Source organism: Aeromonas sp. 25-248, from assembly GCF_053005425.1.
Genome location: NZ_JBRKTB010000001.1, coordinates 715,503 through 731,612, shown reverse-complemented (window position 1 = coordinate 731,612; position 16,110 = coordinate 715,503). Strand labels below are relative to the sequence as shown.

General features: G+C 61.7%; 16 protein-coding genes, 1 tRNA gene, 1 pseudogene and 1 other annotated feature. Of the genes and pseudogenes, 10 read left to right on the top strand and 8 right to left on the bottom strand.

The features are described from left to right. Positions 1 to 72: 72 nt before the first annotated feature. Positions 73 to 306: an IrmA family protein gene (locus ACVDHI_RS03385; protein WP_447211691.1), complete on the bottom strand. Its 234-nt coding sequence runs from the start codon at positions 304 to 306 to the stop codon at positions 73 to 75. 3 nt (positions 307 to 309) lie between these two features. Next, entirely contained in the window at positions 310 to 1,143 is an 834-nt protein-coding gene (locus ACVDHI_RS03380; protein WP_447211690.1) for a hypothetical protein, read from the bottom strand. Positions 1,144 to 1,304: 161 nt separating this feature from the next. Between ACVDHI_RS03380 and ACVDHI_RS03375 the strand changes: the two genes are divergently transcribed. After that, positions 1,305 to 1,655 (top strand): helix-turn-helix domain-containing protein, encoded by a 351-nt coding sequence (locus tag ACVDHI_RS03375; protein ID WP_447211689.1) that lies wholly within the window; start codon positions 1,305 to 1,307, stop codon positions 1,653 to 1,655. 11 nt (positions 1,656 to 1,666) lie between these two features. Here ACVDHI_RS03375 and ACVDHI_RS03370 read toward each other — a convergent pair whose 3' ends face one another. The 5 genes and pseudogenes from ACVDHI_RS03370 to ACVDHI_RS03350 all read right to left on the bottom strand — a co-directional run bounded on the left by ACVDHI_RS03370 (position 1,667) and on the right by ACVDHI_RS03350 (position 5,998). Next, entirely contained in the window at positions 1,667 to 2,647 is a 981-nt protein-coding gene (locus tag ACVDHI_RS03370; RefSeq protein ID WP_447211688.1) for a recombination directionality factor, read from the bottom strand. Further along, positions 2,644 to 3,439, bottom strand: a pseudogene (locus ACVDHI_RS03365) (YqaJ viral recombinase family nuclease). Before ACVDHI_RS03365 ends, ACVDHI_RS03370 begins: the two are co-directional and overlap by 4 nt. 94 nt (positions 3,440 to 3,533) lie before the next feature. Beyond that, on the bottom strand, positions 3,534 to 4,484 hold the full coding sequence (locus ACVDHI_RS03360; RefSeq protein ID WP_324063479.1) for a DUF932 domain-containing protein: 951 nt from the start codon (positions 4,482 to 4,484) through the stop codon (positions 3,534 to 3,536). Between the two features lie 235 nt (positions 4,485 to 4,719). Next, positions 4,720 to 4,796: transfer RNA gene (locus ACVDHI_RS03355), tRNA-Arg, on the bottom strand. Between the two features lie 50 nt (positions 4,797 to 4,846). Further along, positions 4,847 to 5,998 carry a flagellar assembly protein FlgT gene (locus tag ACVDHI_RS03350; RefSeq protein WP_039041370.1) on the bottom strand — a complete coding sequence of 384 codons (1,152 nt, stop codon included), beginning with the start codon at positions 5,996 to 5,998 and terminating at the stop codon, positions 4,847 to 4,849. 265 nt (positions 5,999 to 6,263) lie between these two features. Here ACVDHI_RS03350 and ACVDHI_RS03345 point away from each other — a divergent pair, with 265 nt between their 5' ends. Then, complete coding sequence (locus ACVDHI_RS03345; protein ID WP_010673310.1) at positions 6,264 to 6,884, top strand: FlgO family outer membrane protein; 621 nt, start codon at positions 6,264 to 6,266, stop codon at positions 6,882 to 6,884. Positions 6,885 to 6,972: 88 nt separating this feature from the next. After that, positions 6,973 to 7,398 carry an LPP20 family lipoprotein gene (locus ACVDHI_RS03340; RefSeq protein WP_010673311.1) on the top strand — a complete coding sequence of 142 codons (426 nt, stop codon included), beginning with the start codon at positions 6,973 to 6,975 and terminating at the stop codon, positions 7,396 to 7,398. A gap of 579 nt (positions 7,399 to 7,977) precedes the next feature. Here ACVDHI_RS03340 and pheA read toward each other — a convergent pair. Beyond that, a complete protein-coding gene (gene pheA / locus ACVDHI_RS03335) occupies positions 7,978 to 9,150 on the bottom strand; it encodes a prephenate dehydratase (RefSeq protein ID WP_103244400.1) in 1,173 nt (390 codons plus the stop codon). 38 nt (positions 9,151 to 9,188) lie between these two features. Further along, positions 9,189 to 9,322 (bottom strand) — a sequence feature (Phe leader region). A 191-nt stretch (positions 9,323 to 9,513) separates the two neighbouring features. Between pheA and ACVDHI_RS03330 the strand changes: the two genes are divergently transcribed. The 7 genes from ACVDHI_RS03330 (at position 9,514) to phrB (ending at position 16,109) form a co-directional block, all read left to right on the top strand. Next, positions 9,514 to 10,113, top strand: coding sequence for an HAD family hydrolase (locus ACVDHI_RS03330; protein WP_447211695.1), 600 nt, complete (start codon positions 9,514 to 9,516; stop codon positions 10,111 to 10,113). A 147-nt stretch (positions 10,114 to 10,260) separates the two neighbouring features. Next, positions 10,261 to 11,091 carry a hypothetical protein gene (locus ACVDHI_RS03325; RefSeq protein WP_045523647.1) on the top strand — a complete coding sequence of 277 codons (831 nt, stop codon included), beginning with the start codon at positions 10,261 to 10,263 and terminating at the stop codon, positions 11,089 to 11,091. A gap of 88 nt (positions 11,092 to 11,179) precedes the next feature. After that, a complete protein-coding gene (locus tag ACVDHI_RS03320) occupies positions 11,180 to 11,734 on the top strand; it encodes a DUF3157 family protein (protein WP_042864298.1) in 555 nt (184 codons plus the stop codon). Positions 11,735 to 11,912: 178 nt separating this feature from the next. Beyond that, positions 11,913 to 12,542 (top strand): outer membrane beta-barrel protein, encoded by a 630-nt coding sequence (locus ACVDHI_RS03315; RefSeq protein WP_447211687.1) that lies wholly within the window; start codon positions 11,913 to 11,915, stop codon positions 12,540 to 12,542. 174 nt (positions 12,543 to 12,716) lie between these two features. After that, on the top strand, positions 12,717 to 13,661 hold the full coding sequence (locus tag ACVDHI_RS03310; protein WP_010673317.1) for a YbgA family protein: 945 nt from the start codon (positions 12,717 to 12,719) through the stop codon (positions 13,659 to 13,661). A gap of 139 nt (positions 13,662 to 13,800) precedes the next feature. After that, complete coding sequence (locus tag ACVDHI_RS03305) at positions 13,801 to 14,688, top strand: MerR family transcriptional regulator (protein ID WP_324031190.1); 888 nt, start codon at positions 13,801 to 13,803, stop codon at positions 14,686 to 14,688. Further along, positions 14,685 to 16,109: a deoxyribodipyrimidine photo-lyase gene (gene phrB, locus ACVDHI_RS03300; RefSeq protein ID WP_447211686.1), complete on the top strand. Its 1,425-nt coding sequence runs from the start codon at positions 14,685 to 14,687 to the stop codon at positions 16,107 to 16,109. The genes ACVDHI_RS03305 and phrB overlap by 4 nt, the downstream gene beginning before the upstream one ends. Position 16,110: the final 1 nt, after the last annotated feature.

Sequence of the window (16,110 nt, the reverse complement as noted above, 5' to 3'; positions counted from 1 at the left end):
CAACACAATGATGGGATACCGCCAGCAGAGGCCGAAAATCGGCTTAACTGTGTGTCCGGATTTAGTTGACCACTACAATTTGCCCTTTTTGTCATTAAACTGCAGCGTGATATACAACCGCCCAAACTCATCAGCTCCCCCACTATCAAGGGAGAAATGGTACGCGCAGACGCCCTGGTTGGCGTAGATGGTGTCGGTGTGCTGGATAGCGAGGTAGTGCTGTTCTTTCGCATGGCTTGGGTGGCTCCAGAGCAGTCCACAAGCCATCAGGGCTGCTATCGAGCATTTGGTTGAAGTGATGTTCATGACTCACCCGTTGTAATAGTCGCAAGTGGAGGTCAACTTCGTAGGCTTGACCGTCCATGTGGCTTTTTGATCCTGCCCACGGTAGATGCTCAGGGTTGAGGCGGAGAGGATCGCGTTGACGAGTTGAGTCCATTCGGCCTGGCTTTTGGCTTCACCGGACAGACGTTGACCATTGACTTCGATCTCCTCAACACTGCTTGAGGCATCGTAGGCTCTGGTGTATCTGAGTTCAGAGTGCAGGGGCCAGGTTGCCCCCGCCATCTGATAGGCGCATTTGATTTCCAGTACGTATCGTGAGTAACCCTGGCCCTGTGTCAGGGTATAACGAGGGCCACAGCGCCCCTCTTCGGCCACCCACTGTGCAGGGGTACCTTTTGGTGCATCCAGCATCTGAGGCTTCTTGGCATTCTCTTCTGCCTTGCTCCAAGACGCCCCTTTACCCGCCTTGCGTATTTCTCCCCACATCCAAGCATCTAACGGATAACGCTTGATGAGTCGGTCACCGATCATGACATCGACGTTGTTCAGTCGATTGTAGGTATTGACCTCGATACTGGCCGAGGTGCTGCAGGTGCCGGTATCCAGTTTCTTAAAGCTGCGACTGGCGTGTTCGGCAACCAGCAGATCACCAGTGGCACAGCCCGTTTGGGAGCTGTTGTTGACGAAGGCAAGGTAGTGGCTGTTTTTGTAGATCAGATCACAGGTACGTTTGTTATGACACGCTTGAGCCAAGGTGGTGCCATCAGTGTCTTGATAGGACCAGATGTGATTGGTGTTGCTGGCCATGATACTCGGTGCAGTGACTGCCAGGGTGAGCAATGGAACGAGTCGTTTCATGAGAACTCCTATTGGTAGTAAGTCGTAGAGAAGGGGATAACCCTAGTCCGGTTAAATAGGCAGATAATGCCCAATAACAACCTTTTGGGTTGATCCTCGCCTTTTGTGGTTCTTCATGTCAACGAGTCCACACCCAACCATAGGGGTTGGTTGGAGGACTTATGACAGATATCAACTTTGAGCAGTTAGCCAAGAACGTGGGTAAGGTGATTGGGCGTCAGCGTAACCAGGCCGGGTTTACCCAGGAGCAGGTGGCTGAACACCTCAATATCGGGATGGAGGCCGTCTCCCGGATGGAGCGGGGGATTGTGGTGCCGACCGTGGTGCGGCTGGCGGAGCTCGCTCAACTTTTCGGCTGCGAGCTGGCGGATTTCCTGCGTGAGACCAGTAACCGCCCGACCGAGCAGGGCATTGTGCTGAGCCAGCAACTGGCTCGGCTCGATGATGCTGACCGAACCCTGTTGCTGGAAACGGTAGAACGGTTGGTGGAGCGGTTGGCGCGTCCCCGCTGACCACCCGCCATTCACTGGGGAGGGGATGGGGTCCCTTTCCCCAATTTGTTGGTGAGCGGACTCCTTCTTGGTTGTGGTCTCTCTGGCGTTCTGGTTGCTTTGCCTTGCGGGACGTGAGGTGAGATTGTCGCCTCAGAACCATTGATACCATTCGCCGTCTCGTTGCGGTTGGCTTCGGGATAGAACTCCTCCAGCAGCATCGGCACCTCTTCATCGATATCTTCAAACTGTCCGTTACGCAGCAATTCACGCGCGGCCTGCTCCATCTGGTCGATGGCGAGACCCGCCTCCTGGTCACGCTGTGCCGCCTCTTGTGATTGCCTGACTGTCTCAGTCAGGTTGGTTTCTTCCCGCAAGGTTAAATCCACGTAGTTGACCGGTGTGCGGTACGACTGGGTGGTGCTCTTGGCTCGCAACCGCAGGGTGAGCGGCAGATAGCGGGTATGGCCCCCGCTTACAGCCTCCAGGTACTTCAGCCGAGCAGCCAGAGTGCGAACCGAGTTGTAGCCGGTGGTGCGGAAGATAAAGCTACCCAACTCATCACCTTGCCCCTCCACAAACAGGTTCAGTCGTCCGTACAGCTTGCAGCCTTGTTGGCCTGCAAAGGCGCAGCGCTCAGGTCCAGGGCAGCTGACCTCCTCTATGCCTTGTGCCCCCACGCGTCTTGCCATCTCCCCATTCCCGACACAGAGCGGCCTGCCGGTTTGCCGGTCAAAGGCGCTGTATTCCGCCCGCAGATTCAAGTCGCTGTCGTTGAACAGCACGCGCACCGGAATAGCGCGGATCTTGGTCTGCTCCTGTCCTTGGTTATTCTTTTGCGATGAGTAGTGTTGATGCAGAGGATGGAGCAACCATCCCCCCTTTTGCTGTATCTGGGTGGTGAGGGTGAAGCTGTCGTCCTTCTCCGGTACCCACTTATCCTGTTTTTGCACCAGCTTGCCGATGCAGATCCGCCCAATCACGGGCGGGGTAATTGCCAGTCCTTTGATCATGGTGTTTGCCTCAAGGGGTGAATGGTGAAACGGCGCACGCCGGGTACCGGTTTGACGTAACGGGTGAGCAGGTCGGGATGATCCTGACCGAGCTTATCGAGATCCGGCGCCAGCCGGTCTTTGCTGCGTTTCCAGGTGATCTTGCCGTCGGCAAACAGCCCGGCTGTCGCTTCACCCAAAGTGGCTTGAAGCCGCTGTTTGAGCTGTGACTCCTGCAGCTCGACGGCTTCCTTTTGCTCGCGCAATCGCAGCAGATCGCCAAACAGCTGGTTGAACTCGAGGGAATCGGAGAGATCCACCGTCTGGCCATCGTCACGCGGAAACAGCCAGCTGATGCAGTACCTGACACTGGTAAGCCACCGGCACTCCTTCCTCCCACTGGGGAGCATTGTGATAGCTGGCAGTTTTGATCTCCAGAATGCCCGGCCCATCGGGATGGCCGACTACCTCCCGATCGAGGTTTGCGAGCATGAAGGGTTGCTCGGGGTGTTGCAGCACCGCATTGACCCGGCGCACCTTATAGCCGGTGCGTTTGGCATAGACCTGCGCCAATACCGGCTCCAGCTCGATGCCCCACAGCACCGCTTCCTTGTGGGAGATATCTTCCGGCTCCTTGCGACCGGTCTTCTCCAGCCAGAGGCTGAGCGGGCATTTGTAGGGGGAGAGCCCCACTGCGACGGCGGCATCGGAGGAGCCAATGCCGAGTTTACGGATAGCGAGCCACTGCTCGCGGGTTAACTGGGTAGTAGAGGCTAGCCGCAGGGCTTGGCCGTATTTGGCTTTTGATTTCATGACTATTCCTTGTTGACGGCATAAATGGCTACGCCCGGATTGGCTTGCGCCAGTCCGGGTGAGGTCGTTATGCGGTTTGAATGGGGAAGCGTAATTACTGCAGCAGAGTGAGTGCCTGATTCAGGGCTTGGGATTTGAGTTGGGCACCCTGACCGAACCAAGCGGAATCAAGCCGGTGATCCTGGCTGCGGGCACGGCGGTGGTGATCCACGTATTCAGTGACCGCATTGACCAGCCCCCAGGCGGTATTGCGGGAGCTCGTAAGTTCTGAGCCCATGCCTGCGCCCTGATAGAGCTCATGCAGCCGTTGTATCGGCTTGGTGAGAATGATGTTCTCCTCATCGAGCGGTTGCGCCAACAGATCGCTGAAAAAGCGCAGCGCCTCTTCGGGGGCGACGGGCCGCTGTGCCAGCGCCTTGGTCTGCGTCTTGAACTCATCCCAATGAGAGAGCCCCAGTCCAAGCGACTCTTTGACGGCAGCGGCATCGAACTGAGTGGAGTGGGGCACCTTGATGGCACCAGTAGCGCCGCGCAATGCCATCTGCAGGGTGTTGTTGCAAACCACCCGCAAAGAGGTGAACTGCGCCGTGGTGCAGAGTGTGCCGTCGCAACTGGTCGCCAGTAGCAGATAGGACTTTACCAAGTCATTGCCTTTGAGTGTTAGATCCTGGCCGGTCTTAGCCAGTGCCCACAGTTTGCGACCACCTTTGAGCGAGCCTGCTGTTTCCAACTCAAAGCCACCGGCTTCCACCAGATCTTGATAGAAGTGCAGCACCTCGTGAGGCTGTACCACGTTGTAGCGGCTTGAGACCACTGACAGAGGGGCAAGGGTATCGGAGCGATAAAGTACCTTGCTGTCGCTGTAGGGGCGGATATGTAGTGCATCGGAGGCGACGTTAAACATCACATCGCTCTGCTCGATGGTCCAATCCATCCCGGCTGCTTGCAGCCAGATATCGAGAGATTGCTGTGGGGGCAAGACATTGCCAAGGCCATGCCAAGGGGTTTGGCCAGTGTAGGCCATGGTGTCAATCAGGTGAGCCATATCTCCTCCAGGAATAGTGAAATGCAGACATTCAGCCTGCTAACTCATGGAGGTGATGTAGGTTTGAAAGTTTATTGAATAGGAATTATTTGCTATTAAGTTCTCATTATTTTAAGGGGCGTTACAGCATGATGGTGTTGTGCAATGAACTGCACTGGAGGGGTATGGAGAGGGGTACGAGGCCAAAAACGACCAAGGGGTTAGCACCATGACGACGCTAACCCCTTGTTTTGTATGGCGTTCCCGACTGGAGTCGAACCAGTGGCCTGTCCCTTAGGAGGGGACCGCTCTATCCTGCTGAGCTACGGGAACCTTGTGGCGGGCATTATACAAGAAGCATTGTGCTTTTAAACCCTTGATTCCTATTCCAATACGGCCAGGTCACCGATTTGGACATTGAACGGCGAATATTTGTTCTGACTGCTGATGATGGCGCCATCCTCAAACACCTGCACCACCTCGAACAGACCGTCTGCGGGGTTGCGCATCACCCTGGACTTGCCATAGGGGTCGACGAAGTCGGCGCTGTGCTGGACCCGGAACTGGTCCCCGAGCTTGACCCCGTTGCGGCGGCCCAGGTTGATGTGGGGGCCGCGCTCGTGCTGGGCCACGATCCGGGCGGTGACGGGGGCACAGGCGAGTTCGGCGGCGATGTCCTGGGCCGCCTCCTTCAACTGGTAGCCCACCTCCTGGCCAAAGCTCGACTGCCAGAACTGGCCGCCGCTGCTGCCCACCTGCTCCCGCTTGGAGAAGGTCCAGTTGGCGCGGCCCTTGTACTCCTTGCGGCCGAGCAGGCTGCCGTTGATGCCGTCGAACAGGTAGAGCTGCATGGAGAAATTGCGCACGGGATCCTCATACCAGCTGGTGAGGGCGTTGCCCTGGGGCTCGAGGGAGAGGTCGTCGATGCTGCCGAGCACCAGATACTGGCTGTCGGTGCGCAGGCTCAGGGCCTTGATCTCCTCGAGGGCGCTGCGATCCCCCTGTTGCAGATGGAGAGGATCGATGCGCAGGTTCTCGTCCAGCCACTGGCGCGCGACCACCTGGGGCGTCGTCGCCAGGGTTTCAAACAGCCGGCGGGAGAGATCGGCGGGCATGTCGTCCAGGGCACCGGTGCTCGCCTGGTCCGGGTAGCGCATGCGCAGACGCACCAGCGTCAAATCCTTGGCGTAGTGCTGGGTCTGGCAGATCTGCCGCTCCGCCTGGATGTCGGCCACGAGGGTGATGTACATGCGGCCGTTGCGCACCTCTTCGCGCTTGAGGCGGTACTGGCGGATGTCGCCGCCGGAGCGGATCTGGATCTGCTCGGAGCGCAGGCTGCCGTTTTCCAGGCGCTGGATGCTGGAGACGGAGGCACCGCTGGCCAGCAGCGCCTGGCGCAGGGCATCCCGGGTCGCCTGCTCGCGGGCGTAGACCTCGTCGCCCCCCAGAATGGCGGCACTGCCCTGGGCCTCGATAAGTTCGGCCCTGGCCGACAGGCTGGCCAGCAGCAGGGTGAACAGCAGCGAAACTTTCATAACAAACACCTTGAGTGGGCGACCCCGCTGCCGCCGGTGGGGCGGGTCAGGGATCCTGGACACAGATCCGGTCTGGACCGGAGCGGGTGACCAAATAAAAGCAAGAACCATGCCTTCTTCCCCGGCCGGAGCCCGCGCGGCGGGCTCCGGTGGCACAGTGCGCGCCTTTGCCCGGGGATCATCGAGGATCCTGCGCGCATTCCCGCCTCAAGTGTTGGCGGTTGCGACCGATAACAGGTCAGGTGCAGATACAGGAAAGGTATCCATGAAGAGAGTTATCACGGTGCTGGCGGTGGCGCTGGCATTGGTCGGTTGCGGGTCGGCCGACCCCATCAATCGGGAGCTGGGAGACCCCCGCCAGGCGGCGAAGGGGATGGAGCTCAACTGGCTGGTGGCCCGCATGACGGATCAGCTGATGGAGCGCAAGTCTCTCACGACCCTGACCGAGCCCATTGCGGTCGCCTCCTTTGTCGATCTCGACACCCTGAAGGACACCAACTGGATGGGGCAGCAGATCGAGGAGAGCTTCATCTACGAGCTGAACCGGCGCGGTGAGGTGGTGGTGGACTTCAAGACCACGGGCAACATCCAGGTGACCCCGCAGGGGGACTTCGTGATGAGCCGCAACTACAAGGATCTCTCGTCCCGGCTGCCCATCTCCCGCATCCTGACCGGCACCTTCAGCCGCAATCAGCAGGGGATCCTGGTCAACGCCCGCATCATCGATCTGCGCACCAAGATGGTGGAGACCACGGCCCAGAGCCTGATCCCGAAACAATATTTGTCCGGTGCCAGCAACTCCTTTGGCCGGGCCTCCATCAATCGCGGTTACCTGATGCGGGGGGGCCAGAGCCCGTCCGGCCATCTGGTCAACCTGACCCCTTGAGGTGGCGCGTCATGAAGCGTGAAGCGGGCTGGCTGACATTGAGCCGTGAAACATCGGGTGTGGTGAACAGGAAAACGGGGAAACAGCGATGAAAATCTTGTTGGGTTGCCTGATGGCCATGTTGCTGACGGCGTGCAGTGGCAACCGGGTGGTGAACTATGACGTGGGCGAGAAGCCCGATGACTTCCCGGTGCTCAAGGCGGTGGGGTATGCGGTGATCGACATCCAGCCCGGTCCCTCCCAGTCCGAGAAGATGTTGCAGGCGATCCGCGCCTCCAAGATGGACGCCTACCGGGAGCTGGCGGAGCAGCTCAATGGCCAGCAGGTGCGCGGCCAGAGCAGCTACAAGGACCTGACCCAGACCTCCAACTCCCTGGATGTGTCGGTGGCGGGCATGGTGCGCGGTGCCCGGGTGGTGGCGACCTATCCCCGTGGCAACACCTATGCCACCGAGCTGGAGCTCGATACCCGCAACCTCTATCACCTGAACCAGCTGATGGCGGGCCAGTTCTAGGGCGGGTCCGGGGGGCGCCGGCATGAGCCCGGCGATCATCACGGCACAGACAAAGGCGAGCGCAGGCTCGCCTTTTTGTTTGGTCGGGAAGGGGCTCGGATCTGCGGGGAATAACCGGGTTGGTGCCTTGGACTGCATTGGGCCTGGGGAGGATAACCGGGGTTGGCGTCTTGGGGGGAACTGGTCTTCGGCAGGAGAAACGGGGTTGAGGTGCCGGGCGGGATCCGGCCTGTGGCGAGGAAACAGGGGGCTGAAGTAGAACAAGAGGTGCCCGGGGGTCGGAATGGCGGCCTTTTTTGTTTAGGGAAATCTAACGATATGGTCATATCGTTAAATAAAGCCAAACGATAGATAGGCCCGGCAGGCGGCAAAAGGGGGCCGCAACGGGAGGAAGATGGCCTGATGGTGAGTGGAAAGACAGCAGCGCCAGGATCCCGGGTCCACGAGGAAGGGGGTGGAGGGCGGTTTAACGCCGGAAGGGAAGGGCGGGACTGGGCCGCGTCTCACGGGGAGGGCGCAGAGAGCACAAAGGCGAGCCGGGGCTCGCCTTTGTGTGGCAGGGGCGGGATCCCCTTCCCATCAGCTTCCCATCAAGACGGGCGGTACGGCGGTCGGCTTGACGTCTTCGCTCGGGTAGCAGCCCAGCACCTTGATGTAGCGGGTGATCTTGGTCAGCTCCAGCAGGGCGGCCTGCATGGCCGGGGTCTGCAGGTTGGCGGAGACATCCAGGTAGAACATCTCCTCCCAGGGGTTGCCCTGCACCGGACGGGATTCCAGCTTGGTCATGTTGATCTCGTGGCTGCGCAGCACCAGCAGCGCCTCCACCAGGGAGCCCGGCTTCTGGGAGGTGGACATGATGAGGGTGGTCTTGGCCGGGATCTGGGGCGCCACGTCGATGGGCTTGCGCGCCACCACGATGAAGCGGCTGTAGTTCTCCTTCTGGTTGGCGAGCTGCTCGGCCAGCACGTCCAGGCCATAGAGCTCGCCGCCGGCGGCGCTGCCGATGGCCGCCGCTTCCGGGCTTGCCAGCTCCTTCACCTTCATCATGGCGCTGGAGGAGGAGTCGCAGATCTCGTGGCGCGCCCCTTCCAGCTTGCTGAGGTAATGGGAGCACTGCTGGAACACCTGGGGATGGGCGTAGAAGGTCTTGATGCGAGAGAGTTCGGTGGGCACGGCGGTGAGGATGCAGTGCTCGATGGGATAGGTGAGCTCACCCACGATGGAGAGGGTGGTGTGCTGCATCACGTCGTACACCTCGTTGATGGAGCCCGAGCTGGTGTTCTCGATGGGCAGCACCCCGAAGGCGGCGCGGCCCGACTCCACGGTGTCCAGCACCTCGCGGAAGTTCTGGCAGTTCACCTCGATCACCTGATCCTTGTAGCGGGCCAGGTACTTGCGGGCGGCCAGGCTCGAGTAGGAGCCGCGCGGTCCCAGGTAGGCGACGCTGGTCATGGGCTCCTGCTGCTGGGGGTTGAGCAGGCTCTGCAGGTAGGCCTGCTGGGAGAGCACGGAGTCTTCGATGATGGTGTGGTAGATGCGGGTGATGTACTGGGCATCCAGTCCGAGGGCGCGCCCTTTCTGGATCAGGGCGACCAGCAAGTCCTGTTCGCGCTGGTGGTCACGGATGGGACGGGGATTGGCCTGCTTGGCGCGGGCGACCTCGATGCTGAGGGTCTTGCGTTTGGCCAGCAGGGCGAGCAGCTCCTGATCCAACTGGGTGATGTCGTGTCTGATCTCGTCGAGCGTTGCCATGGTGGTTCCCTATCCAGTGATTCTGTGGTGTGTGGTGCAAAAAAAAGCCTCCGCTGGGGAGGCTCGATTCGTCTTTGGTTTCTGTTTACGCGAATGGTTCACGTGACGACGGGCCTTCCCTCATGTGGGCCGGGTAAACGAGAAAACAAAGAAGAATGGTGTGTTCATGGGCGTGTCCTGAATGTAACGCCATAACCATTAAGGGATTTGGCGGTGCGATGCAAGTAAAACTTGCCCGGGGGCGTTGAACGGGGCAGGGTGGTGGCTCGGGTTGCCGGGGGAGAGTGAGCGTCGTTCTGGTCCCTGTTTATGGCAACCGCCGTGACCACATCCGTGGCAACAACACATAGAGGGGACGAGACGATGGCGGTGATCTTCGATCTGGGCAGGGTGGTGGTGCGCTGGGATCCGGTGGCCATAGTGAGTGGGGTGCGCGGACCCGAGGGGGCGACTGCGATCGCGGAGCAGCTGTTCAACCACCCGGACTGGCTGGAGGTGGACAGGGGGACCCTCTCCCTGCACACCATGGCCCGTCAGGCGCAGGGGCGCACCGGCCTGTCGATGGCGGAGAATCTGGCCATCTTGCAGGCGGTGCCGTCCTCCCTTGTGCCGGATCCCGCCATGGTGGCGCTCATCGAAGAATTGCACGGTGCAGGCCACCCCCTCTATGCCCTCTCCAACATGGGGCACGCCAGCATCGACTGGCTGGAGCAGCATCAGTCCTTCTGGCGCTTCTTCAGCGGCAAGGTAGTGTCGGCCCGGGTGCGGATGCTCAAGCCCGAGCCCGACATCTACCGCTATCTGCTGGTGTCGTTCGACCTCAAGGCTGGGGAGTGCCTCTTTATCGACGACAGCCCGGCCAACGTGGCGGCGGCCGAGGCGCTCGGTCTGCGGGGGCTGGTCTTCACCGATCCGGCCCGGTGCCGGGCGCATCTGATCGCTCAGGGGTTGTTGCCTGCCTGAGGGGAGCCAGTTTCGCTTCGCAGCGAAAAAAGTGGGGGAAGCGTTGATTTGGAGCAAATAATGTACAGTTTTACCCGCACTCTTTAAGTGTATATTCAGCTTGGGGCGGGCAAAATGGTATCCAGTTCATCATCCGGAGTTGTTGTTATGGATGCCAATGTCGTTGCGCTGCATCGGGGATACGATCAGACCTTTCAAGCCAGGGAACAGAGGCTCATCAACACCCTGGCCGGTTACAGCGAACTGCTTGTCTCCTTCTCCGGCCGACTGGAATCCTGCTACAGCATGGATCTGTGCCGGGCCAGCGGGGTGCGATTTCGCGCCATCACCCTGGACAACCCCACCCTCAGCCGCCAGTCGGTGGCCAGGGCACAGCGCTACTGCCGGCACTACGGCATCCCCCATCAGGTGCTCAAGACCGACGAGATGATCTTCAGCGCCCACCTGGGCCACCTTGCCGAGGTGACCGACCCGGTGCGCTACCTCTGCCAGCAGCTCGAACATGAAGAGGGACCGCCGCTGCTGATGTCGGCCTCGGTGGAGGAGAAGCGGGAGTACCTGCGCCGATTCCACAGCCTGCCCGCCAACACCCTCTGGATCTTTGCCGAGCAGGGGATGACCAACCGGGATTTTCGCTACGGCTTTCACAAGCGGCAACTGGCGCTCTGGGGAGACGTGGGGGAGGCCTGCCTGAGCCGGCGGTTTGTCGATATGACTTCCCTGGACAGGCGGCACCTGCGGATGGTCGACATGGCCGAGCAGATGCTGGTGGACATGGGGCTGGGGGGCGCCCAGGTCTTCTTCCATACCCTGGGTGACAGGGTCACCACCCTTGCGAGGATCCGGGTGCCCGAACGGCTGCGGGCCCTGGTGTTCGACATGCAGCCCACCATCCAGAAGGCCCTCAGGAGTGCCCAGTTCGATCTGGTGACCCTGGATCTGGCCACGCTGGAGGATCCCCACCCCCTGGTCATCTGAGCCGGGGCGTAACGTGAGGGGGGTCATAGGCAAGGAGGGCACGACTCTTTATACTGCCCCCTTCGCATCCTTTATCGAGTGCCTGCCCATGAAACCCCTCTCCCGACTGCTGGTCGCCCTCTGTCTGTGCCCTCTGCTGGCCGAGGCGGCTCCCCTGCACCAGATCACCTTGCCGGATGGTCGCCAGGTGCAACTCAATGACGATTTCACCTGGGAATACCTGCTGGTCAAGCCGGCAGCCACGGTAGCCGGTCAGGCAGTGACGGCGAGTGTCGCGGCCCCGGTGCTGACCGAGCAGGCCATGGCCCATCCCGACTTGCTCTCCCAGGCGACCCGGGACGGCATCACGGTGAAGCTGGACCAGGTGGCGGGGGACGATCCCCTCAGCCTGCAGTTCGTGGTGAGCAACACCGGCAGTCGCAACGTGGTGCGCGTCAACGGCAGCCTGACCCTGTTCAGCGCCGACGGGGTGCAGCTTTCGACCGAGCCCGTGCGCTTCTGGGTCGGGGAGAACCGCCTGCCTGACTCCTACCTGCGCAAGGGGGAGGCACGCGCCTCCCGGGCCATCGAGCTGGCACGACCCGCCGGCCTCACCGGCAAGCCGCTGGTGCGGGTGCAGATCGACGAGGTGGAGTTCCGCTAGGATGACGGCGGGGGAGCCCTGGCTCCCCCGCAGAGTGTTGCACCGGTAACCGCCAGCAATATCCGCTTACATCTGACATGGTTTGGCAACAGCTTGCCCCTCGGCGTTGCCCCCTTTGCCCGTCACAATGGCTCCATTCCAGTTAGGTCCGCCTAACTCAACCCATGGAGTCAACAAAATGCAAAAGATCGCACTGTCTGTTCTGGTTCTGGCCGGTCTCTCTTCCACCTCCGTCCTGGCGCAAGATGCCTTCAGCTATGCCAAGGGCTCTGCTACCTGGGCCCACACCAAGTCTGACTACATCGGTGGCAAGGATGGGGAGAACCGCGACTTCGGCGGCCTGAGCCTGGATCTCTCCAAGAGCTTCACCAGCAATGTTTATGGCCGGATCGGCAGCGAATACACCTCCCGCAGCAGCGGCAACGACAGCATGGCCATCTCCAGCCTGGGGATGGGTGTCTACACCCCCCTCAGCACCGGCCTGAACCTCTACGGTGAAACCGGCCTGATGGGCTACAGCCTGGAACGGGAGCTGGCCTCCGACGTGAACCACTCCGCTTGGGATACCCTGGCCCGCAAGAAGAGCGGCAGCCTCTACGGAGAAGTGGGCCTGCGCTACGACATCGGTGCCGTCGAGCTCTCCACCGGCTATCGCTACGCCAACATGACCGACGACATGCACGACTTCAAGGCGGGGGCGGCCTACAAGCTGACCCAGAACCTGGCCCTCACCGCCGACTACACCTATCGCAACTGGGAGCTGCAAAAAGGCTCCATCTCCAGCCTGGGTGTGAAATACAGCTTCTGATCATCCTTCCTGCAGGGTCTTCACCTTTACCCATGACTTCGGTCATGGGTTTTTTTTTATGGGGGCTGATCCGCCCGCCGCCCCCTGGCCGTATCAGTTCGCAATAGTTATACAGCTTCCAATCTTTTGTATAACTGCTATAACTTACTCAAGGCTTATACAAGGGGCTTCATCATGTACAAGATCAAGGTCGGTATCAGTGCCTGTCTGCTCGGCCAGGAAGTGCGCTTCGACGGGGGCCACAAACGATCCAGTTTCTGCGAACGGGATCTGGGTGCCCATTTCGACTATCACCCCGTCTGCCCCGAGATGGCCATTGGCCTGGGGGCACCCCGCGCCGCCATACGGCTGGTGAAGCGCCAGGGCGAGGTGCGGGCCGAGGCAAGCAACGGCAGCTTCGACGTCACCGACAAGCTGATTGCCTTCAGCGAGCAGAAGGCACGCCAGCTCGACTTCCTCTCTGGCTACATCCTCTGCGCCAAGTCCCCCAGCTGCGGCATGGAGCGGGTGCGCATCTATGGCGCCAACAACGAGGGGAGCGCCAAGGAGGGGGTCGGCCTCTTCGCCAAGGCGCTGATGGAGGCCAACCCCCTGCTGCCGGTGGAGGAAGATGGCCGCCTGTGCGACCCCATCCTGCGGGAGAACTTCGTGCTGCGGGTCTTCGCCTACCACGACTGGCAGCAGCTTTGCGCCCGGGGGATCACTGCCTCAGCCCTGATCCGCTTCCATTCACGCTACAAGTACCTGGTGCTCTCCCACGCCACCACCCACTACCGGGCGCTGGGGCGCCTGCTCGCCAACCTTGGCAAGGCCAACCTGCAGGAGGTGGCCGACAGCTACATCCAGGGGTTGATGGCGGCGCTGACCCTGCGGGCCAACCGCCGCAGCCACACCAATGTGCTGATGCACCTGCAGGGCTACTTCAAGCGGGTGCTGACCCCGGCCCAGAAGCAGGAGCTGTGTGACACCATCGACAAGTACCGCACCGGGGTCTTCCCGTTACTGGTGCCCCTTACCCTGATCCGCCACTACCTGCGCGAGTACCCGAACCCCTATCTCGCCGAGCAGGTGTACCTCAATCCCCATCCCGACACGCTGAAATTGCGTTACGGGCTGTGAAGGAGTGGCTGGATTTGGCCGATCAGGCCTACCTCGACCTTCATCCCGACACGCTCAAGCTGCGCTACGGGCTCTGAACACCCTGTGCAGGCCCCGGCGGATGACCGGGGCCTCTTCCCAACGTCTGATGGACTCTCTCATGTCTGATGAATCACAAGCAGCCGCGCCTCTCCCCGACGAGGGCGTCTACCCCATTCGCGAGGTCTCCCGCCTCACCGGCGTCAACGCCGTCACCCTGCGCGCCTGGCAGCGCCGCTACGGGCTGGTGCAACCGGCCCGAACCGAGAAGGGCCATCGCCTCTACAGCGAGCAGGATATCCGCCAGATAGGCGAGATCCTGAGCTGGCTGGAGCGGGGGGTGAGCATAGGTCAGGTGAAGGGGCTGCTGAGCGAGCCCCAGAGTGCGCCGGTGAGCGATCACTGGCAGCAGACCCTGGAGCAATTCAGCCAGGCGCTGCTCGCCTTCAACCAGCGCAAGGCGGAGGCCGAGCTTGGCGATCTGCTGGCGAGCTACCCCTTCGAGCTGGTGCGCAACCGGGTGCTGCAGCCCCTGGTGGAGCGGCTGCTGGGGCTGTGGCGCGAGCGCCCCGATGGCGAGCTGCTGCAACAGGTGTGGCTCGGCTGGCTGCATACCCGCTTCGCCCGCCACCTCATCGAGCAGGAGAAGGGCGTCCCCGTCACCCTGGCAAGCTGGGGGCAGGTGGGGCCGCTGGATCTGGTCTGGGCTGCGTATGAGCTCATCGGTCAGGGATATGAGGTGCAACTGCTGGGGGCGGTGGAGCCCCGCCATGCCACCCTGCTGGAGGGGCGCGCCACTCCCCCCTGGCTGATCCTGCTGGGGGCCGGGCTCGGCAAGCAGGACCAGGCCGCCGAATGGCCTGCGGGTACCCGCTTCTTTGGCGAGCTGGGACGCCTCTACGATGAGCCGTGGCGGCGTGCCCGCAACTGGCACGCCACCCTGGCAGAGGTCAGTGCGACGCCCCGTACTGCCAAGGCGAAGGGCAAGGGCGGGAGAACACCGTCATGAGGCTGGTCTGGTTTCGCAACGATCTGCGTCTGGCCGACAACCCGGCCCTGCGCCACGCCTGCGCCGGAGATGAACCGGTCGCCGCACTCTTCATCGTCTCGCCGACCCAGTGGCAGACGCACAAGCTGGCCCCGGTCCGCCAGCGCTTCATGCTGGCACAGGTGGATGCCATGGGCCGCGAGCTGGCGGCCCTCGGCATTCCGCTTCATCTGCTGCGGGTCGAGACCTTTGCCGAGGTGCCGACAGCGCTGACGGCGCTTTGCCGGGATCTCGGGGTGAGCCAGCTCTACGCCAACCAGGCCATCGAGATCGACGAGCTGCGCCGCGACCACGCCGTCAGCGCCGCGCTGGGGGAGCAGGGCATGACCAGCCACTGGTTCAACGGCTGCTGCGTGCTGCCGCCCGGTCGGGTGTTGACCGGGTCGGGGGAGATGTTCAAGGTCTTCACCCCCTTCAGCCGCGCCTGGCTCAAGGCTCTCGAGGAGGATGGCTTCGTCATTCACCGTGCCCCCGCACCACGCGGCGAGCCGTTGCCGTGGCTGCCCCTGGCCGAGCGGGAGTGGGTGGACGACGGGCTGGGGGATCTGACGCCGGACACCCGCTGGCCGGTGGGGGAGGCCGAGGCGAGCCGCCGGTTGCACGCTTTTCTGGATCAGGCTGTGCTCGATTACGGCGAGACCCGGGACTTTCCGGCGCTGGCGGGCACCTCCGTGCTCTCCCCCTATCTGGCGGCGGGCATCATCAGTGCCCGCCAGTGCGTGGGGGCGCTGCAGCAGCGTCTCGGCTACCGGCCCCTGTCGAAGGCCCAACCCGGTTTTGTCTGGCTCAACGAGCTTATCTGGCGCGAGTTCTACCGCCACTTGCTGGTGCTGATCCCGAGCCTCTCCATGAACCGCCCCTTCAAGCCGGAGACGGCGGCCCTGCCGTGGAGCTGGGATCCGGATGCCTTCGCCGCCTGGTGCGAGGGGCGCACCGGTTACCCCGTGGTCGATGCGGCCATGCGCTGCCTCAACGCCACCGGCTGGATGCACAACCGGCTGCGGATGATAGTGGCGAGCTTCCTCACCAAGGATCTCCACATCCACTGGCGGCTCGGGGAGGACTACTTCATGAGTCGGCTCATCGACGGGGATCTGGCGGCCAACAATGGTGGCTGGCAGTGGGCGGCGGGGACCGGGGCCGATGCGGCGCCCTATTTCCGGGTCTTCAACCCCACCACCCAGGGGCAACGATTTGATCCACAAGGGGAGTTCATTCGTACCTGGGTCACTGAGCTGGCGGATGTGCCTGCTGCCTATCTCCACGAGCCCCACGACTGGTTGCGGCTCAAGGGGCGGCAGAATTATCCGGCCCCCATGGTGGATCATGCCGTTGCACGGGTGAGGGCCATCGAGATGTTCCGCGAACTGGAGAAAAACTAGC